Genomic DNA, 18,569 nt, shown 5'->3' with positions numbered 1-18,569 from the left:
GCAACGGGGCAGTCGATCTGCCCCGTTGGCTCAATCGTCTGACGAGAAGTTGTAGTTCATCGACTGACTCGGGCCCTGCAGGTAGTACCCCTGAATATAGTTCGTGCCGGCCTGCCACAGGGTCGCCAGTATGCTCGCCGACTCCACGAATGGCACGATGGTCAGCTTGGCCTGGCTGTGCAGGCTCGCCAGCATGACTTTCAAGGCTTCCTGGTTGGCCGGGTCGGTCAGATCCTTGGAGAAGGAGCCGTCGACCTTGACGAAGTCGACGGGCAGATGCCTGAGCGTGTTGAACGGGTTCAGCGCACAGCCGAACTGGCTCAGGGCGATATGGCAGTGCAGGTCCTTGAGGCCCTGAGCCAGCGCTTTTACCTGTTTCAGGTAGGCGATGGCGTCGGGTTCGCTGAACTGGAACACCAGTGCATCGGAAGGCAGGCGCGCGGCTTTCAGAGCAACGCTGAGCCAGGGCAGCAGTGTCTGATCCTGCAGGCTGGCACTGGATAGATGGACGAATAGCCGTGTCGCGTGACCTTTGGAGCGGTGATCGGCGAGCAGTTTGATCGAGCTGAGAATCACCCAGCGATCGATCTTCTCACCCATTCCAGCTTCCCTGGCCACAGCGAGGAATTCCCCAGGCGGAACTTCCTGCCCCGACGGGCTTAGCAGACGCAGCAGCACTTCATAGTGTTCGTGTTCATCACCACGCAGGCTGATGACCGGCTGGAACAACAGGCGGAAGCTGTTTTTCTCCAGCGCCTGCTGCACCATGGCCACGACGCTGCCGCGGCTGGCTGCGGCTGCCAGCTCCTCGGCAGGGTCGAACAGCTTGAGAGTGCCGGGCTCGTCGAGTTCATCGGCGCAGCGCTGGGCGCGGTCGATGACTTCGCCGGCCTTGGGCGTCGTTTCGTTGAGGCCAGCGACGCCGATCGACAGGGTGGTCTGCGCAGTTCGCCCGTTGATGTCGAACAGATGCGCTTCGGTTTTTTTCAGCAGGCCTTCGAGTTGTGGGCGTTGCTGCTGCGGCGACATGCCTGTCTGCAGAACGGCAAATACATCATCACCGAAGCGCGCCAGGTGTGCATCCTGTGGAAAGTACGCGCGCAGCAGGTTGGCCAAGTCGGTCAGTAGTAGGTCGATGGCGCCGAGGCCCATTTCAGCAAGCAGCGCGGCATAGCGGTCGACGCGGATGTAGGCCAGGCTGGCCGGTTGTTCGTCATTGACGGCGCGGTGCGCTGCGGCATCCATCAATTCGATGAAGTGAGCGCGGTTATACAGGCCGGTAACCAGATCCTGGCTGCTGATTTCTCGCAGTTTCTCTTCCAGCTCGGCATTGCCAGTTTCGGCGCGAATCACCATCTGGATGCAGGGTTCGCCATCGTACGCCGCTGGAGACAGGGTGATACGTGCCGAGAAGGTGCTCTCGTCGGTGCGTACGCCTGCACAGGCCAGTTCGTTGTTGTCCTGGTGCTGGTGATTCTTCAGGAAGTCCTTGAAGGCACCCTGGTCGGCGCTGCCGATCAGGTCGATCATCGGCAGGCCTTCCAGTTCTTCGGCGTCGTCGAAGCCGAACAGTTCGAGGTAGGCGCGGTTGGCATAGATATGCATGCCGTCGTGCACATAGGCGATGGCATCGACCGAGCTGTCGAGCAGCAGTTGGCAGCGCTTCTCCGCTTCGCGCAGGGCGACCTCTGCGGCGCGGCGCGCGCGACGTTCTTCGAGGTTTACCAGTTCGCGGCGAGCGACCAGTACCAGGCGCTCATCTTCGCCCTGGGGCAGTGCATCCTGGGCACCGAGCATAAGTGCTTCGGTGACGCTGTCGGGCTCGTTGTCGGCCAGCAGCAGAATGACTGGAATGTCCTTGCCCGCACGACGAATGGACGCGAGCGCTTCATGCGGTTCCAGGCATTCACTGAGCGGCGCGCAGATCAGCAGATCCCAGTTGCTCTTGAGGGCTTCAAGCAGGTCTTCGCTGGAGCTCAGGCGGTGCACGCGGGTGGCATTGCCAGCATTGCGGAACAGGCTGACGAGACGCTCGGCCTCGTTCTGCGAGTCTTCGAGAATCAGCAGGCGGATGGTTTTCTTTTCGATGGCCATTAGCGAGGTCGAATCTGCGATAAAACAGCAGAAAAAGGCGGTAAATAAAGGGTTTCCGGCAATCTACAGCGACTTCCAGAGTGAGTCAAAGTCTTCCTCCCCGGCCGGCCGGTGGGTTCCGGAGGCTGTGACAGAGGTCGCGTGATCCGCGCTTTTTTGCTCGAGGTCGTGGTATTCGAACTGGCTGAAACTACCCGTGCTGGTCTGCTTCTGGCTCAGCACCGCACGGCGTTCCTTGCCGTTGATATTGATCAGCACTTTACTGCCTTCCTGGAAGGGCAGTCGCGGGGTGATCAGTGTCGCCGGACGGGAAATGGCAGAGATTTCGGGCAGTAACAGGGCGCGTAGGTACTGGCTGTTCTGTTCGGCCTTGCGAACCAACTGCAGGCCGCAGGGTTGCGCGTGTGGGGCAACCAGTTCGATGCCCATCTGTGTGCCGCCGCCGCGCACCTGACGAATCCAGCGCACAACCGCCACGCTCCAGCCCTGTTGCGGGTTGTCACGGATGCCCAGCAGTTCACCGGCCTGCAGTTGGTTGGGAACTTCCTTGGGCCAGGACAGGCAGTAACCGCCCGGGCTATGGTTGACGATCGACAGGGTGTAGTTGGGGTAGCTTTCGCTGGCCGCCCCCGCTTGTTCCTGCTCGCCGGCAGGCTTGGGGTATTCGATTTCTTCGAACGGTAAGCCGTGCTCCCAATCGCTGTTTCGCTGGGCATCGTGCGCGCCGGCCCAGATATCGGGCTCACCACTGAGTGGTTTGAACGAAGCGATGGTGTCTCTCTGTTGCTTGAGTATCTCGCTGAACACCCGGCCATTGGCCAAGTAGTAGTTCAGTGCGCTCATGCCTATGCACAGGGTCATGCTGCCCGTGCCCTGGGTGCGCTGGAAGGTGCGTTCGGAAATGTCACCCCAGGCAGCGGCGGCGTGTTGCAGCATGTCGGTGGTGAAACCGTCCGGCACTTGCAAGCGGGACTGGGCTCGTTCCTCGGGCTGCAGTTGCAGATGATCCTTGATGGTGTCGACCAGTGGCGTCGGGTCGATACCCAGCGCGCCGAGCAACTCGCTCGGCTGGAACAGCGAGGTATAGCGCGGCGGATCGTCCAGTTGCGGCGCCACGGCGAAGATGCTCGATGGGTGACCGCCTGCTTGCAGGTTAACCAGCGCACTCCAAGGCTCCAGCGCCTCGGCTAGGCGGGCAATGGCGCTTTGGCGCATCTGGTTGCAGCGTGAGCAGCCAATCAGCAGGGCGACGACGTAGCCTTGCTCAGTACTCAGTCCTTGGGTGTGTCTGGCCAGAGGATCGCGGATCACCACCTTATGAAGGTCTTGTTGGCGAGCGATCAGGTAGAGCTGGTGCAGCTCCAGCCACAATCCCTCGGGCACTGGGCAATACAGTTGGCTGGTACGAATCAGTGGGCCGTTGAGGCTGTGGACAGCGCGTTGCAGTGCGGTGCCGAGCAGTTGGTTACGCTCACGGTTCGGCTGCGAAACCAGCTGCGAAATAATCAGCTTGTAACCGATCGCCAGGTGGTTCTGCAGGGCCTGGCACAGGTTGGCCACTTTGCGCGGGCGTTCGTCGAGGACGATAGCCTGGTTGAGGAAGTGGCGTTCCAGATGCACGCAGACGAAATACACCTCGGGGCGCAAGAGCTCCAGCAACTGCAGGCGGTTATCCGAGGGCGTCAGCAGCTGATTGAGCTCAATCAGCGCTTGATACAACTGACGTGCGGTTTCACCAATGTTGGCCTTGGGCAGGCCGGCAATCCAGCGTTTCAGGTCGCGTGGCGTGGCATCGCAGAAAGTCAGGCCCTGCTTGGTCGGCGTCGGGACGCGGAGCAAAAGGTGGGGGCTCTGTTTATCCATCTAACTTCTGTACTCCAGCGCCAGCTTGCGAGCGAATCGTTCGGTAATCGTGAGGCGACTCTAGCAGCATCTTGCCAGCGTCGCAGCCTTTGCGGCGACGCAGATGAAGGCTGCAAGTCACGCTCGTAGCTCATTGGCCCAGCAATTGGCCCATACGCACCGGACTATTGGCACCCAGTTCCTCGGCCCACTTCACCTGCTCGGGGCCGAACAGCACGATGGCGGTGGAGCCAAGCTTGAAGCGGCCCAGCTCCGCGCCTTTCTCGAGGCTGATCGGTGCCCGAGCGGCCTCGTCGTAGCTCACGGTCTTCAGTTCCCGCTTGGGCGGCGTGATCAGGCCGGCCCAGACGGTTTCGATGGACGCGACGATCATTGCGCCAACCAGTACCACGGCCATGGGGCCGCGCTCGGTGTCGAACAGGCAAACCACGCGTTCATTGCGGGCGAACAGCTCGGGAACGTTTTCGGCGGTGGTCTGGTTCACCGAGAACAGGCGGCCAGGCACGTAGATCATTTCCTTGAGGGTGCCGGCCAGCGGCATATGCACGCGGTGGTAGTCCTTGGGAGACAGATAGACGGTAGCGAAGTCGCCACCCATGAAGGGCGCGGCGCGCTCGCTGTCACCGCCCAGCAGCTCGGTCACGCTGTAGCTGTGGCCCTTGGCCTGGAATACGCGACCATGCTCGATGCGGCCAAGCTGGCTGACGGCACCGTCGGCGGGGCAGAGTACCGCGCCAGGCAGGTTGTCCAGCGGGCGGGCGCCTTCTTTCAGGGCGCGGGTGAAGAATGCGTTGAAGTGTTCGAATGCAGTCGGATCCTCGACCTGCGCCTCACTCATGTCGACCTGATACTGCTTGGCGAACCAGGTGATCAGGCGGTTCTTGAACCAGGGCGCTCGGCATTCGGCTGCACAGCCGATCAGGCGCGACAGCAGGTGATGCGGAGTCAGGTACTGGCTGAGGATAAACAGGCGTTCTTTCATCTTTATTCCTTGGCAGCCCGGCATCTCTTGCCGGGCGAATTACAAGTGGACAGTCAAGTCGCACTCACTGTTCGACAGGTGTATCGGAAAGATTGCCCCATTCGCTCCACGAGCCGGCATAGGCCTTGACCCGTGGATAGCCCAGGGCCTTGGCCACCAGATAGGTGAAACCGGAGCGGCGATGGCTCTGGCAGTGGGTGATGATTTCCTTGTCGGCGCTCAGGCCCAACTGGTTCAACTGCTGGCCGATATCCTCGCGGATGCGCAGGCCGCGAGCGGGATCCATGCCGGCCGTCCACTCGAAGTGGATGGCGCCGGGGATATGACCACCCCTGGCTGCCTGCACCTTCTCGCCGCGGTACTCCTCCAGCGAACGGGCATCCCAGATGGCCAGGTCGTCGGCGCCCAGGCGCGACTTCAGGTAATCGAGACTGGCCGTCGGCTCGTCACTCAGCGACAGCTGCACCGGTGTGCTTTTCGGCTCGGGAATATTCTGATCAAGCGGGCGCTGCTCAGCCTCCCAGGCGGTCAGGCCACCGTTGAGGAAGTGATAGCGTTGGTGGCCGATTACATCCAGCAGCCAGATGAAGCGCCCAGCCCAGCCGCCGCCTTCATCGTCGTACACCACATAGGTGGCGTCCGGATGATGGCCAAGCTCGCTGAACAACTGCTCCAGTGCCGCCTGCTGAGGTAGCAGGCCAGGTGCCGGCGGTCTGCCCAGTTGAGTGCGTTTAGTGTCGACGGAACGGGCGCCAGGGATGTGCCCAGCTTCATAACGAGCGCGGCTGCTCAGGTCGACCAGAATCAGGCTCGGTTCTTCCAGGCGCGTAGCGAGGTGCGCGGGCTCGATGACCAGCGGCAGTTCGTCGAAGGCAGTCATGCGGGCCTCGTTGGCAGAAATGAGTACGGGATTGTAGCGCAGCCAGGGCCGGGGAAAAGAGCCGCGGTTCAGCGCTTACGTTTGCTGAACGTGTCCAGGGCACGCTCTATGCATTGCGCGGTCTTGGTGAAGGCTTGCAGAGCGGTATCGCTGATCGGTTTCCCGTGCAGGTCGGCGAACAGAACCATCACCACTCGATCATTGCTGGCCAGTGATCGAATCAACAGATATTCACTGGGTAGCAGGGCTTTCAGGTTGCCTGGGAGTAGGGCGGAAAACTGAGCGATATTGGCCGGTGTCAGGTACAGCTGCGCGGGCGCCTGCAGCAGGCGACGCAGTACCTGGCTTTGCGCCGGATCAAGAGTCAGACCGCTGGCGCTGGCATCGACGCCTACATGTTGCTGCACCTGCAAGCGGCTGTGGCTGCGGTCAGCGAGCAACATGATCTGGCGTGATAGTCCGGTCGCTTGCAGCGCCTGACGAGCGCAACGGGTGAGCTGTTCCACGTTGCTGAATGCCGTCGGCTGGGTGAGCAGTTGGGTGCACAGTTGGCGCCAGTCGGTCACTTGTGGTGTCGGTGGTTTGTTCTCCCGCAAGTGCCGTGTATTCCAGGGCCACAACAGCGCCTCGGCAGGATGCCAGAGGCCTGTGGTTTCAACCTGTCGCGCACTTTGCGCTGCATTCTGGTGAATATGCTGGTGCAGCTCCGGCAGCGGCATCTGCAAGTACAGGCTATTGAGTGTTTGCCAGCGCCGGGTGTGACTACCGTTCCAGGCGTTGTGCGCTGAGACGGCCAATGCGTTAGCCAGCAAGATGCTGTTGGCCGGCTGCATGAGCCAGCGTTGCAGGGGTGGATCGCTGTCCAGCTCCTGTTGTTGCCTTAACGGGTTGTCGTGCTGGCGGGCCAGGTGCAGTGCTTTGGCGAGTAGGCGCCGGTCGTTAATCAGCAACTGATAACCCTGAATGATCCAGGCCGGCAGGCGCCAGTGCTCAGCCAGTGCCAGGCACAATTCAACGAGGGAAATACCCAGCAGGTCGCGTTCGACCCGTGCAGGTGGCTCGCCTTTGATCAGTACCCGTTGCTCCCAGGCTTCGAACAACTGCGGATAAGCCGCCAACAATGTCCACACTGGGGAGAGGAACAGCAAGCTGCCCCAGTGGACTTCCTGCCACAAGCGGGCGAGGCGGGCGGCGAACAGGCCATTGGCTTGCTGCGTGGCGTGCTGGCTGATCAGTTGGATTTGCCGCAGCGGCTGGGGAATATCGACAACAGCCTTGGCCGGTATGCGCATCAGCAGTTCTTCGGCGCGTTTGAGGCCCAGGCGATTGAGGGCGGTTTCCAGACTTTCTGCCGCTTCACCCATGCTGCTGCTCTTGCGATTGGCTTCGCGCATCACGCAGAGCACCAGCGCCGGGCTGTCCTGCATCAGGTCGGCGATCTCGCGCAGCGAGCGGCGGCTATCACCCAGCGCGCGGCGTACCTGCTGGTGATGCTGAGTCGGGATAGGCAGTACTTGGCCATCCAACTGCTTGAGCCAGGCATCGAGGGTGCGGGGTAGCGGCGTGCTTGCGACCATGGGGATATGCCAAAATGGCTTTTTTTAGACTTAACTGACTATAGTCTCGCCCATCTCTTCCGATAAGTAGAAGGGGTGTTTCGCGCGTCCCCCCTTTCTTTTCACTTTTTTAAGTTTCCTCTATGGCCAAAATCATCGGCATCATCGTTGTCTTCGCCTGCGTCTTCGGCGGTTTCGTCGCATCTGGCGGCAAACTCATGGCGCTGGTGCATCCTTTTGAGGTGCTGATCATCGGCGGCGCCGCGCTGGGGGCGTTCCTGCAGGCCAATCCAGGCAGTATGTTCATGATCGTCTTCAAGAAATCATTGAAGATGTTCAAGTCGAAGTTCACTCACGACTACTACCTGGAAGTGCTGCGCCTGCTCTACGAGATTCTCAACAAGGCGCGCCGTGAAGGAATGATGGCCATCGAGGCCGATCTCGAAGACCCTGCAGCCAGCCCGATCTTCAGCAAGTACCCGGCGGTGTTGGGTGATGAGCGCATGGTCGCTTTCATCTGCGATTACCTGCGCATCATGTCGTCCGGCAACATGGCGCCCCACGAGTTGGAAGGCCTGTTCGATATGGAACTGGTCGGGCTCAAGGAAGAACTCGACCATCCCGCCCATGCCGTGGCGAAGATCGCCGACGGTATGCCGGCGATGGGTATCGTCGCGGCGGTATTGGGTATCGTGATCACCATGTCGATTCTTGCCGAGGCGGATAACGCGCAGATTGGTGAGAAGGTTGGTACGGCGCTGGTCGGTACCTTTCTCGGGATTCTCGCCTCCTATGGCTTTTTCGGCCCACTGGCTGCCGCGCTCGAGCATGATGCCAAGGAAGAACTGAACGTCTACGAAGCCATCAAGGCGGGTCTGGTCGCCTCAGCTTCCGGGATGCCGCCGTCGCTGGCGGTGGAGTTCTCGCGCAAGACCCTCTACCCGGCGCACCGCCCAAGCTTCAGCGAGCTTGAACAGGCAATGCGCGGGAACTAAGCACCATGGAAAACAACCAGCCGATTATCGTCAAGCGGGTCAAGAAGGTCGCAGGGGGCCACCATGGTGGTGCCTGGAAGATCGCCTTCGCCGACTTCGCCACGGCGATGATGGCCTTCTTCATGGTGATGTGGCTGATGTCCTCGGCCACGCCCGAGCAGAAGAAACTGATCTCCGGCTACTTCAAGGATCCCATCGGCTTCTCCGAAAGTGCCAGCCCCTACGTGATCGACCTCGGCGGCTCACCGACCCCGTCGCCGGATCGCACCCTCAACGATCAGCCGCAGGAATCGCCGGGTGAGCAGGCGGACGTCGACCCCAAGGATCCGGCCGAGCTGGATGCCGAGCAGGCCGAGGCCAAAGCCGAAGAGGTGGAGCGAGAGCGTCTGGAGCTGCTGCTGCAGGAACTGCAGAACAAGGTCGAGCAGGATCCGCAGTTGCAGCGTTTCAAGGATCAGATTCTGTTCGAAATCACCCAGGACGGTCTGCGCATTCAGATCGTCGATGCCGAGAACCGGCCGATGTTCGCCTTGGGCAGCGCCCAGTTGCAGCCCTATTTCGAGGACATCCTGTTCGCGCTGACCGACACCATCAAGGCAGTGCCGAACAAGATCAGCGTCAGCGGCCATACCGATGCCAAGCCTTTCGCCGGCGCTGGCGGCTTCGGCAATTGGGAGTTGTCGGCCAACCGCGCCAACGCCGCGCGTCGAGTGCTGACCGCTGCAGGTTACGACGATGCCCAGGTGGCGCGAGTGGTCGGTTATGCATCTTCGGCGCTATTCGACCGCGACGACCCCTTCAATCCGGTCAACCGCCGCATCGATATCGTGGTGCTGACCAAGAAGGCTCAGCGCACGATCGAAGGCGAGCAGGGCGGCGGCGAGCTGGCGCCCGATCCGGCGCCGGAAGCACCAGCAGGCGGCGCGACTGGTGCGCCAGCCGCTGAGCCGTTATCCAATGATCAGATGCGCGAGCGGCTGAATATCTTCGAGGACGGCACGCTGCAGATGGATCAGCCCGCTGAGTGATCCCAGGGGCTCGGTGAGTTCGAGCGCCTTTGAGGCGCTCCTGCTTGCACTCAGTATTCCGACTCCGGCAGGCTGGCCAGAATATGCCGGTAGCTGTTCATCCGTTGCGGTTGAATGCGACCGTCTTCCAGTGCCTTGAGCAGCGCGCAGCCGGGCTCGCGGTCATGCTTGCAGTCGCGGAAGCGGCAATGGCCGAGCAACTCGGCGAACTCGATGAAGCCCGCCTCCACGTCATCACGGCTGACATGCACCAGACCGAATTCCCGGATACCCGGTGAGTCGATCAACTGGCCGCCACCAGGAAAATGGAACAGCCGCGCCGTTGTGGTGGTGTGCGTGCCCTTGCCGGTCAGCTCGGACAGTGGGCCGACTCGGGTATCGACGCCCGGCAGCAGGCTGTTGACCAGCGACGACTTGCCCACACCGGACTGGCCGACGAATACGCTGATATTGCCATCGAGCTGCTGCTTGAGCTGCTCCATGCCATCACCCTCCAGGGCCGACACTTCCAGCAGCGGGTAGCCTAACTGGCGGTACACGCCGAGCAGTGCGTTCAGCGCTGTTTCGTTCTGCGCATCGATCAGATCCGCCTTGTTGAGTAGCAGCAGTGGGCGGATGCCTGCATGTTCTGCCGCAACCAGGTAACGGTCGATCAGGTTGGCGTGAGGTTCGGGCAGCGGCGCGAAGACGATGACGATCAGGTCGACGTTGGCCGCTACCGGCTTCAACTGGCCACGGGTATCCGGGCGGCACAGCTCGGTGTCGCGTGGCAGCTGGGCGACGATCACGCCAATGCCCTGATTGCCGGGGCGCCACACCACGCGGTCGCCGGTAACCAGGGTCGGCAGGTTAGCGCGCAGGTGGCAGCGGAATATCTGGCCCGACAGCTCGCCGTCCGTGGCCTCGACTTCCACCTGCACACCGAAGTGAGCGATCACCAGGCCGGTCTGTTCCGGGCCCAGGTCGCCGCCTTCCAGAGTTTCCACCACGCGGGATTCGCGTTTGGCCGCACGTGCGGCACGTTCACCCTGGATTTTTTCGATGCGCCAGTTTTGCCGGCGGTTGAGTTGGCGTTTGGCCATGGGGCTTCCGAGTTTGTGATGCGCTGAAAATGGAGGCGAGTCTAGCATGCCCGCAGAGGCGGCAATTTACCGATGCTGGCGCTAGACTGGTCATCCGTCTTCAGTGAGCCCTATCGGCATGGCTGCTTCTTATCGCGTGCTGCATCGCCTGGGTGAGCGTTATCCGGCGTTGCTGGCTCTGTTGATCCAGCTCTCTGTCACCCTCTGTATGGGGTTGGCGATTGTCGCGGTTGCTCATCTGTCTAGCTGGCGGCCCGGCCCATTGGCAGCAGGCCTGTTGCATGGCTTGCTCACTGCCAGCCTGGCTCGATGGTTCGGGCTGTCGCGCTGGTGGTGGTGGCTGAACCTGGTATTCGTGCCGGCTCTGCTGCTGGCCAGTGGCGCACCGTTGCCGTCCTGGCTGTTCCTGCTCGGTTTCCTGCTGCTGTTGCTGCTCAACTGGAACAGTTTCGGTGAGCGCGTGCCGCTGTACCTCACAGGTGCCGGTAGCCGACGCGAGCTGGCGCGGTTGCTGGAGGAGCGCGGCGAGCGCTTCGCGTTCGTCGATCTCGGCTGTGGCCCGGCGGGCACCCTGTTATGGCTGGCGCGGCGTTTTCCTCAGGCCCAGTTCACTGGCGTGGAGACCGCGCCGCTTTCCTGTGCCATCGCCTGGCTGCGCAGCATCGGTCAGCGCAATTGCCGGATTCGTTACCAGAACCTCTGGCGCAGCGACCTTGCCGCCATCGATGTTGCTTACTGCTTCCTATCCCCAGCGCCCATGCTGGCGCTCTGGGACAAAGCCCGGCTCGAACTGCCAGCAGGTGCCTGGCTGATCAGCAATACCTTCGAGATTCCTGGTGTGGCGCCGCAGCGGGTGGTGGCGTTGAAGGATTGGCGTGATTCGCGCCTGCTGCTCTGGGAGATCGACGGCGCGCACGGCGCGACGATTAGCTAGAATGGCGGCACTACAGAGGAGCGCAGCATGCAGAATCCACAGAACCTGATCTGGATCGACCTGGAGATGACCGGTCTCGACCCCGAGACGGACGTCATCATCGAAATGGCCACGATCGTCACCGATACCGAACTCAATGTGCTGGCCGAAGGCCCGGTGATCGCCGTGCACCAGAGCGATGAGCGCCTGGCCGCCATGGACGAGTGGAACACGCGCACTCACGGCGAAAGCGGCCTCACCCAGCGGGTGCGCGAGAGCCGTATCAGCCAGGCCGAGGCGGAAGCGCAGACCATCGCCTTTCTGGAGAAGTGGGTGCCGAAGGGCAAGTCGCCGATCTGCGGCAACAGCATCGGCCAGGATCGCCGTTTCCTCTATAAGTACATGCCCGCCCTGGAGGCTTACTTCCACTATCGCTATCTGGATGTCTCGACCCTGAAGATCCTCGCCGAGCGCTGGGCGCCTGGGGTCAAGGATGGCTTCGTGAAAACCGGTACGCATCAGGCGCTGGACGACATTCGTGAGTCGATCGCCGAGCTCAAGTACTACCGCCAGCACTTGCTCAAGGTCTGAGGGCTGCAGCCACAAGCTTCCAGTAAAAGGCCGTAGCCTGGGTTAGCCGAAGGCGTAACCCGTGGCTCTTGGGTTATGTAACGTCCTGGGTATCGCTGCGCTCAACCCAGGCTATGGGATAGCGCTGCTAGGCGCGCTTTGCATGTTGTTCCAGCGCCCACTGCACGTGCTCGCGCACCAGCTCCGACGGATACTCGCGGCGGGCCTCCAGCGCCTCCAGCACCGGGATGCTCGACGGTGCGTTGCCCAGGCCGACGGCCAGGTTGCGCAGCCAGCGCTCGTAACCGGCGCGGCGCAGCGGTGAGCCCTCGGTACGGCTGAGAAATTCCTCCTCGCTCCAGCGAAACAGCTCGGCCAGTTCGGCGTTGTCCAGGCTGTGTCGTGGCTGGAAGTCACCCTGCTCGGTGGCTTTGGCGAAGCGGTTCCAGGGGCAGACCATCTGGCAGTCGTCGCAGCCGAACACGCGGTTGCCGATGGGTGCGCGCAGCTCCTCGGGTATCGGGCCTTTCAGCTCGATGGTCAGGTAGGAGATGCAGCGCCGCGCATCGAGCACATAGGGGCCAACGAAGGCGGCTGTGGGGCAAACGTCCAGGCAGGCGCTGCAGCGGCCGCAGTGTTCGCTGCCGTGGGGCGCGTCCTCGGGCAGGGGGATGTCGACGAACAGTTCGCCGAGAAAGAAGTAGCTGCCGGCCTTGCGGTTGAGCACCAGGGTGTTCTTGCCGATCCAGCCCAGGCCCGACTGCTCGGCAATGGCCTTTTCCAGCACCGGCGCACTGTCGACGAAAGCGCGATAGCCGAATGGCCCGATGGCCTGCTGAATGCGCTCGGCCAGTTGTTGCAGGCGTTTGCGGATCAGTTTGTGGTAGTCGCGGCCCAGGGCATAACGCGAAACGTAGGCCTTTTCCGGCTCTAGCAGGCGTTGCGCCATCTGCGTGTCGCCGGGCAGGTAGTCCATGCGCAGCGAGACCACCCGCAGGGTGCCGGGCACCAGTTCGTCCGGATGTGAACGTTTGCGGCCATGTGCGGCCATATAGTCCATCTCGCCCTGGTAGCCGGCATCCAGCCAGCGCTGCAGGTGCGCCTCGTGTTCGCCCAGCTCCAGGCCGCTGATGCCAACCTGCTGGAAGCCCAGTTCGCGCCCCCAGTCCTTTATGGACTGGGCGAGGCTGGTGAGGTCGGGGGTGGCGTCAGTCATGCTGGGCGGGAATCTGGGATAGTCGACGTATAATTCTGCCAGACATCGGAGCACAGGCATGCGGCATTCATCAGACGATCTTCCTATCGCACTCTACAGTGCCGCCCAGGTGCGGGCGCTGGACGCTGCGCTGATCGCTGCCGGCACGCCAGGATTGGTGCTCATGCAGCGCGCTGCACACGCCATCTGGCGGGCCCTGCGCCGCAGTTGGCCGGATGCCGGTGCGGTCACTGTCGTAGCTGGGCACGGTAATAATGCCGGCGATGGTTATCTGCTGGCAGCATTGGCACTGCGTGGTGGGTGGCAGGTTCGTGTGCTGGCAGTGGCAGAGCCGCAGCGCCTGCAGGGTGACGCAGCCCTGGCGCGCGATGAAGCCGTGGCCGCCGGAGTCGAGGTGATTGCATGGGAGTCAGGGCACGAAGCGCAGGGTGTGCTGGTCGATGCGCTGCTCGGCACCGGCCTGGCAGGTGCGGTGCGCGAGCCCTACGCTGCGGCCATCGAGTGGATGAATCACAGTGGTCACCCGGTGCTGGCGGTGGATATCCCCTCGGGTCTCTGCGCCGATACTGGCCAGGTGCTGGGTGTAGCGGTCGCCGCCCAGCTCACCGTGACCCTGATCGGTCTGAAGGTCGGCCTGTTTCTGGGCCAGGCGCTCGATCATGTCGGCCGTCTGCTGTTCGACGACCTGCAGGCCGACGCGCAGATTGTCGCGAATCAGCCGTGGGCGGCGCAGCGTCTGGCCGGCGATGTTCTGCCGCACCTTCCCGCACGGCCACCAACCGCTCACAAGGGCCAGCTGGGTCATGTGCTGGTGGTCGGCGGTGATCACGGCACCGGTGGCGCCGCGTTGCTGTCGGCGCAGAGTGCCCTGCGCAGCGGTGCCGGTATGGTCTCCCTGGCGACCCGCGGCGAGCATCTCGGTGCTGCGCAGGCTCGACTGCCGGAAGTGATGAGTCTGGCGGTCGCCTCGGCCAACCAGTTGCACGGGCTTGGCGGCAAAATCACCGTGTGGGTGGTCGGGCCAGGTCTCGGCCAGAATGCCTGGGCTCGCAGCTTGATTTCGGCTGCAGCCGCGTCACCAGCTGCTCAGGTATGGGACGCCGATGCGCTCAATCTGCTCGCCGCAGGTGCCGTGAGCATTGCCCCTGGTAGCGTGATTACCCCGCACCCTGGCGAAGCGGCCCGCCTGCTCGGGATCTCGAACCAGGCGTTGCAGGCCGATCGACCCGCCGCAGCCAGGGCTCTGGCCCAGCGCTATCAAGTGGTCTGCGTATTGAAAGGCGCCGGCACGCTGATCGCCGACCCAGCGGGGCACCTGCTGGTCTGCGACAGTGGCGACCCGGTGATGGCTGGTGCCGGCCTGGGGGATGTGCTGGCCGGGCTGATCGGCGCGCTGATCGCTCAGGGTTGCACGCCATGGCAGGCCGCAAGCCTGGGCGTCTGGCTGCATGCTGGGGCGGGTGAGTACCTGGCAGGAAAAGGAAATGGTCTGGCGGCGAGCGATCTGTGCGACGCTATCCGCCATTTGTTACAGGAGCGAGCCGCTTGTCGGAAATAGAACTGTTCGCCGCCGATGAGGACGCCATGCTGGCGCTCGGCGCGCGTATCGCCAATATCACCGAAGGGCGTGGGGTCATTTACCTCGAAGGCGACCTCGGCGCGGGCAAGACCACGCTCTCGCGCGGCATGCTGCAAGGCCTGGGGCACAAGGGCGCGGTCAAGAGCCCGACCTTCACGCTGGTCGAACCATACGAAATCGGCTCGATCCGTGCTTTCCATTTCGACCTGTATCGGCTTGTCGATCCGGAGGAATTGGAGTTCCTGGGTATTCGCGATTACTTCGAAGGCGATGCCCTGTGCCTGATCGAGTGGCCGCAACGCGGCGTTGGCGTTTTGCCAAAGGCTGACATGGACATTACCATTACCCCGCGAGCGGGTGGCCGGTCGCTGCTACTTCGCAGCCATGGTGCGAAGGGTGATAGCTGGTGTGCCGCGTTGGCTGCCAGAGCATGAACAAGAAAGTGGGGGCGGGTATGCGCATAGGCGCGCGATTGATCGCGGTCGGGCTGATGTTGGCGGTCATGGCTGCCGACGTGTGGGCCGCGTCGGATGTGCGCAGCGTTCGCCTCTGGCGTGCGCCGGACAACACGCGCCTGGTTTTCGACCTTTCCGGGCCGGTGCAGCACAGTGTGTTTACCCTGACGGCGCCGGATCGCATCGTTATCGATATCAGTGGCGCCAAGCTGGTGACTCCGCTGGACAATCTCGCGCTGAGCAACACGCCCATTACCGCCGTGCGCTCGGCGCAGCGCACTGCCGATGACCTTCGGGTGGTCATCGACCTCTCATCCCAGGTCACTCCGAAGAGTTTCACCCTGGCGCCGAATCAGCAATACGGGAACCGCTTGGTCGTCGATCTGTTCGATCAGCCGTCTGATGCTGCCCCGAACCTGCCCTCGACGACTACCGCCAGTGCGCCCGTGCCGGTCACGCCGACCCAGGCGCCGCCCAAGCTGGTGCCTGTGCCCGGTGGCAAGCGCGATATCGTGATCGCCATCGATGCTGGCCATGGCGGCGAAGATCCGGGTGCTCTGGGCCCGACCAAGGGCCAGTTCGAGAAAAACGTGACCCTGGCCATCGCCAAGGAGCTGCAGCGTCAGATCAATGCCGAGAAAGGCTTCCGTGGCGAGTTGGTACGTACTGGCGACTATTTCATCCCGCTGCGTAAACGCACCGAGATCGCCCGCAAGAAGGGCGCCGACCTGTTCGTTTCCATTCACGCGGATGCCGCACCTCGCGCTGCAGCTTTCGGCGCGTCGGTGTATGCCTTGTCGGATCGCGGCGCTACTTCGGAAACCGCGCGTTGGCTGGCCGATTCGGAAAATCAGTCTGACCTGATCGGTGGTGCCGGCAACGTCAGCCTCGAGGACAAGGATCGGATGCTGGCCAGTGTGCTACTCGATCTGTCGATGACGGCCTCGCTGTCGTCCAGCTTGAACGTCGGGCAGAAGGTCTTGGGGCAAATGGGGCAGATCACCCCGCTGCACAAGCGGCGAGTTGAGCAGGCGGGCTTCATGGTGCTGAAGTCTCCGGACATCCCCTCGATCCTGGTGGAGACCGGATTCATCTCCAACCCGAACGAAGCACGCAAACTATTTACGGCCTCGCATCAGCGCACGCTGTCGCGCTCAATCGTTACGGGCGCCAAGCAGTTCTTCGAGCAAAATCCGCCGCCTGGTACCTACATCGCCTGGCTGCGTGACAACGGCAAGATCGCCCAGGGGCCGCGCGAACATGTGGTTACTTCCGGCGAGAGCCTGGCGTTGATCGCTCAGCGTTACCAGATCAGCCTGTCCACGCTGCGCAGCGCGAACTCGCTGAAAAGCGACGTGATCAAGGTCGGCCAGACGTTACAGATCCCCGCTACTTCACTGGCTGCCCAGCCATGAGTGAAGCGATGCGCATCCAGCTGCTGAGCCCGCGGCTGGCGAACCAGATCGCCGCCGGTGAGGTGGTCGAACGCCCTGCCTCGGTGATCAAGGAGCTGCTGGAGAACAGCCTGGACTCTGGTGCCAGGCGGATCGAAGTAGATGTCGAACAGGGTGGCGTCAAGCTGCTGCGGGTGCGTGATGACGGTCGCGGCATCGCCGCCGATGACCTGCCTTTGGCCCTGGCTCGTCACGCCACCAGCAAGATTCGCGAGTTGGAGGATCTTGAGCAGGTCATGAGCATGGGCTTTCGCGGTGAGGCCCTGGCATCGATCAGCTCGGTCGCACGGTTGACCCTCACCTCGCGCACAGCCGATGCCGATCAGGCCTGGCAGGTGGAGACCGAAGGCCGCGACATGCAGCCGCGCGTTCAGCCCGCCGCGCACCCGGTCGGCACCTCGGTGGAAGTGCGTGACCTGTTCTTCAACACCCCGGCGCGCCGCAAATTCCTGAAGGCCGAGAAGACCGAGTTCGATCACTTGCAGGAAGTGATCAAGCGGCTGGCGCTGGCCCGTTTCGACGTGGCCTTTCACCTGCGCCACAACGGCAAAAACATTCTCTCGCTGCACGAAGCCAACGACGACGCCAGTCGCGCCCGGCGTGTGGCTGCGGTCTGCAGCTCTGGCTTTCTGGAGCAGGCGCTGCCCATCGACATCGAACGCAACGGCCTGCACCTGTGGGGTTGGGTCGGCTTGCCGACGTTCTCTCGTAGTCAGGCGGATCTGCAGTACTTCTATGTCAACGGTCGCATGGTGCGCGACAAGCTGGTCGCCCATGCAGTGCGTCAGGCATACCGCGACGTGCTGTTCAACGGTCGTCACCCGACCTTCGTGCTGTTTCTGGAGATCGATCCGACAGCGGTGGATGTGAACGTGCATCCGACCAAGCACGAAGTACGCTTCCGTGAGGGGCGCACGGTGCATGACTTCCTCTACGGCACCCTGCATCGGGCGCTTGGCGAAGTGCGGCCTGAGGATCAGTTGGCCACACCGGCCGCCGTCGAAACCATGCTGCGCCCTACCGGTCAGGCGGCTGGCGAGTTCGGCCCGCAGGGTGAGATGGGTCTGGCTGCCAGCGTGCTGGAGCGGCCTGCGGAGTCCGTCTGGCGTTCGCCGGGCGCCGGCTATCAGGGGCAGCGCAGCGAGTCGTCGCTACCTGCGGCGGAAGCTCAAGGTGTGTATCGGGAGTTCTTTGCGCCGATGCCGGCAGGCAGTGCGCCTGTCTCATTGCCGGAAGCACAGGGCGATATTCCGCCGCTGGGCTATGCCATCGCTCAGCTCAAGGGTATCTACATTCTTGCCGAAAGCGCTCATGGCCTGGTGGTCGTGGATATGCACGCCGCCCATGAACGCATCATGTACGAGCGTCTCAAGGTAGCGATGGCTAGCGAGGGGCTGCGCGGCCAGCCATTGCTGGTGCCGGAATCCATCGCGGTGAGCCAGCGCGAGGCGGATTGTGCCGAAGAGCATGGCCAGTGGTTCCAGAAACTGGGCTTCGAGCTGCAGCGCCTGGGCCCGGAAACCCTGGCGATCCGGCAGATCCCGGCGCTGCTCAAGCAAGCCGAGGCGACACGTCTGGTCAGTGATGTGCTTTCCGATCTGCTCGAATACGGTACCAGCGATCGTATCCAGGCTCACCTCAACGAACTGCTGGGCACCATGGCCTGTCATGGCGCGGTGCGCGCCAATCGCCGTCTCACCCTGCCGGAGATGAATGGCTTGTTGCGCGACATGGAGCAGACCGAGCGCAGTGGTCAATGCAACCACGGCCGGCCGACCTGGACGCAGATGAGCATGGATCAGCTGGACAAATTGTTCATGCGCGGCCAGTAACCCGCGCGCCGCGCTTGCGAGCGGCAATCCATGCCCTGAAAATGCGCCGCCGTTCATTCGAGTCTTGCCG

The 18,569-nt window shown here is 62.6% G+C and carries 15 protein-coding genes; 8 read left to right on the top strand and 7 right to left on the bottom strand.

Features of this window, described 5'->3' with window-relative positions; translation table 11 throughout:
- Positions 1 to 30 precede the first annotated feature (30 nt).
- The 5 genes from K5Q02_RS02380 to K5Q02_RS02360 form a co-directional block, all read right to left on the bottom strand.
- The gene (locus K5Q02_RS02380; RefSeq protein ID WP_225835983.1) at positions 31 to 2,094 is read right to left on the bottom strand and encodes an EAL domain-containing protein; all 2,064 of its coding nucleotides are present in this window, start codon (positions 2,092 to 2,094) and stop codon (positions 31 to 33) included.
- Positions 2,095 to 2,157: 63 nt separating this feature from the next.
- Positions 2,158 to 3,957 carry a molecular chaperone gene (locus tag K5Q02_RS02375; RefSeq protein WP_225835981.1) on the bottom strand — a complete coding sequence of 600 codons (1,800 nt, stop codon included), beginning with the start codon at positions 3,955 to 3,957 and terminating at the stop codon, positions 2,158 to 2,160.
- Between the two features lie 130 nt (positions 3,958 to 4,087).
- Positions 4,088 to 4,945 (bottom strand): archaetidylserine decarboxylase, encoded by an 858-nt coding sequence (gene asd, locus K5Q02_RS02370; protein WP_225839951.1) that lies wholly within the window; start codon positions 4,943 to 4,945, stop codon positions 4,088 to 4,090.
- 58 nt (positions 4,946 to 5,003) lie between these two features.
- Entirely contained in the window at positions 5,004 to 5,819 is an 816-nt protein-coding gene (locus K5Q02_RS02365; RefSeq protein WP_225835979.1) for a rhodanese-like domain-containing protein, read from the bottom strand.
- Positions 5,820 to 5,887: 68 nt separating this feature from the next.
- Positions 5,888 to 7,396: an HDOD domain-containing protein gene (locus K5Q02_RS02360; RefSeq protein ID WP_225835977.1), complete on the bottom strand. Its 1,509-nt coding sequence runs from the start codon at positions 7,394 to 7,396 to the stop codon at positions 5,888 to 5,890.
- A 122-nt stretch (positions 7,397 to 7,518) separates the two neighbouring features.
- Between K5Q02_RS02360 and motA the strand changes: the two genes are divergently transcribed.
- Together motA and motB are read left to right on the top strand one after the other, a co-directional pair.
- Positions 7,519 to 8,370, top strand: coding sequence for a flagellar motor stator protein MotA (gene motA, locus K5Q02_RS02355; protein WP_225835975.1), 852 nt, complete (start codon positions 7,519 to 7,521; stop codon positions 8,368 to 8,370).
- A 5-nt stretch (positions 8,371 to 8,375) separates the two neighbouring features.
- The gene (gene motB, locus K5Q02_RS02350; protein ID WP_225835974.1) at positions 8,376 to 9,398 is read left to right on the top strand and encodes a flagellar motor protein MotB; all 1,023 of its coding nucleotides are present in this window, start codon (positions 8,376 to 8,378) and stop codon (positions 9,396 to 9,398) included.
- Positions 9,399 to 9,448: 50 nt separating this feature from the next.
- Here motB and rsgA read toward each other — a convergent pair whose 3' ends face one another.
- Positions 9,449 to 10,480, bottom strand: a complete 1,032-nt coding sequence (gene rsgA, locus K5Q02_RS02345) for a small ribosomal subunit biogenesis GTPase RsgA (RefSeq protein ID WP_225835972.1) — start codon at positions 10,478 to 10,480, stop codon at positions 9,449 to 9,451.
- A gap of 118 nt (positions 10,481 to 10,598) precedes the next feature.
- Between rsgA and K5Q02_RS02340 the strand changes: the two genes are divergently transcribed.
- Together K5Q02_RS02340 and orn are read left to right on the top strand one after the other, a co-directional pair.
- On the top strand, positions 10,599 to 11,414 hold the full coding sequence (locus K5Q02_RS02340) for a class I SAM-dependent methyltransferase (RefSeq protein ID WP_225835970.1): 816 nt from the start codon (positions 10,599 to 10,601) through the stop codon (positions 11,412 to 11,414).
- Between the two features lie 27 nt (positions 11,415 to 11,441).
- The gene (gene orn / locus K5Q02_RS02335; protein ID WP_225835968.1) at positions 11,442 to 11,984 is read left to right on the top strand and encodes an oligoribonuclease; all 543 of its coding nucleotides are present in this window, start codon (positions 11,442 to 11,444) and stop codon (positions 11,982 to 11,984) included.
- A gap of 127 nt (positions 11,985 to 12,111) precedes the next feature.
- On the opposite strand, the gene queG is transcribed toward orn, so the two are convergent.
- A complete protein-coding gene (gene queG, locus K5Q02_RS02330) occupies positions 12,112 to 13,179 on the bottom strand; it encodes a tRNA epoxyqueuosine(34) reductase QueG (RefSeq protein WP_225835966.1) in 1,068 nt (355 codons plus the stop codon).
- Positions 13,180 to 13,237: 58 nt separating this feature from the next.
- Here queG and K5Q02_RS02325 point away from each other — a divergent pair, with 58 nt between their 5' ends.
- From K5Q02_RS02325 to mutL, 4 genes are read left to right on the top strand one after another with little or no spacing between them, the layout of a single operon-like run.
- Positions 13,238 to 14,737 (top strand): NAD(P)H-hydrate dehydratase, encoded by a 1,500-nt coding sequence (locus K5Q02_RS02325; RefSeq protein ID WP_225835964.1) that lies wholly within the window; start codon positions 13,238 to 13,240, stop codon positions 14,735 to 14,737.
- Positions 14,725 to 15,192, top strand: coding sequence for a tRNA (adenosine(37)-N6)-threonylcarbamoyltransferase complex ATPase subunit type 1 TsaE (tsaE, locus tag K5Q02_RS02320; protein WP_225835962.1), 468 nt, complete (start codon positions 14,725 to 14,727; stop codon positions 15,190 to 15,192). Before K5Q02_RS02325 ends, tsaE begins: the two co-directional genes overlap by 13 nt.
- Before the next feature lie 8 nt (positions 15,193 to 15,200).
- Positions 15,201 to 16,628: an N-acetylmuramoyl-L-alanine amidase gene (locus tag K5Q02_RS02315; RefSeq protein ID WP_225839949.1), complete on the top strand. Its 1,428-nt coding sequence runs from the start codon at positions 15,201 to 15,203 to the stop codon at positions 16,626 to 16,628.
- Positions 16,625 to 18,499 (top strand): DNA mismatch repair endonuclease MutL, encoded by a 1,875-nt coding sequence (mutL, locus tag K5Q02_RS02310; RefSeq protein ID WP_225835953.1) that lies wholly within the window; start codon positions 16,625 to 16,627, stop codon positions 18,497 to 18,499. Before K5Q02_RS02315 ends, mutL begins: the two co-directional genes overlap by 4 nt.
- The last annotated feature ends 70 nt before the right edge of the window (positions 18,500 to 18,569 follow it).

Source organism: Pseudomonas sp. MM211, from assembly GCF_020386635.1.
In the GTDB taxonomy this organism is placed as follows: Bacteria; Pseudomonadota; Gammaproteobacteria; order Pseudomonadales; family Pseudomonadaceae; genus Aquipseudomonas.
Note: the sequence above shows the minus strand (reverse complement) of the source record. Positions and strands in the feature narration are given on the sequence as shown.

Coding starts and splice junctions, on each gene's coding strand:
- K5Q02_RS02380 (WP_225835983.1), bottom strand. CDS start 2,094: ATGGCCATCGAAAAGAAAACCATCCGCCTGCTGATTCTCGAAGACTCG.
- K5Q02_RS02375 (WP_225835981.1), bottom strand. CDS start 3,957: ATGGATAAACAGAGCCCCCACCTTTTGCTCCGCGTCCCGACGCCGACC.
- K5Q02_RS02365 (WP_225835979.1), bottom strand. CDS start 5,819: ATGACTGCCTTCGACGAACTGCCGCTGGTCATCGAGCCCGCGCACCTC.
- K5Q02_RS02360 (WP_225835977.1), bottom strand. CDS start 7,396: ATGGTCGCAAGCACGCCGCTACCCCGCACCCTCGATGCCTGGCTCAAG.
- motA (WP_225835975.1), top strand. CDS start 7,519: ATGGCCAAAATCATCGGCATCATCGTTGTCTTCGCCTGCGTCTTCGGC.
- motB (WP_225835974.1), top strand. CDS start 8,376: ATGGAAAACAACCAGCCGATTATCGTCAAGCGGGTCAAGAAGGTCGCA.
- rsgA (WP_225835972.1), bottom strand. CDS start 10,480: ATGGCCAAACGCCAACTCAACCGCCGGCAAAACTGGCGCATCGAAAAA.
- K5Q02_RS02340 (WP_225835970.1), top strand. CDS start 10,599: ATGGCTGCTTCTTATCGCGTGCTGCATCGCCTGGGTGAGCGTTATCCG.
- orn (WP_225835968.1), top strand. CDS start 11,442: ATGCAGAATCCACAGAACCTGATCTGGATCGACCTGGAGATGACCGGT.
- queG (WP_225835966.1), bottom strand. CDS start 13,179: ATGACTGACGCCACCCCCGACCTCACCAGCCTCGCCCAGTCCATAAAG.
- K5Q02_RS02325 (WP_225835964.1), top strand. CDS start 13,238: ATGCGGCATTCATCAGACGATCTTCCTATCGCACTCTACAGTGCCGCC.
- mutL (WP_225835953.1), top strand. CDS start 16,625: ATGAGTGAAGCGATGCGCATCCAGCTGCTGAGCCCGCGGCTGGCGAAC.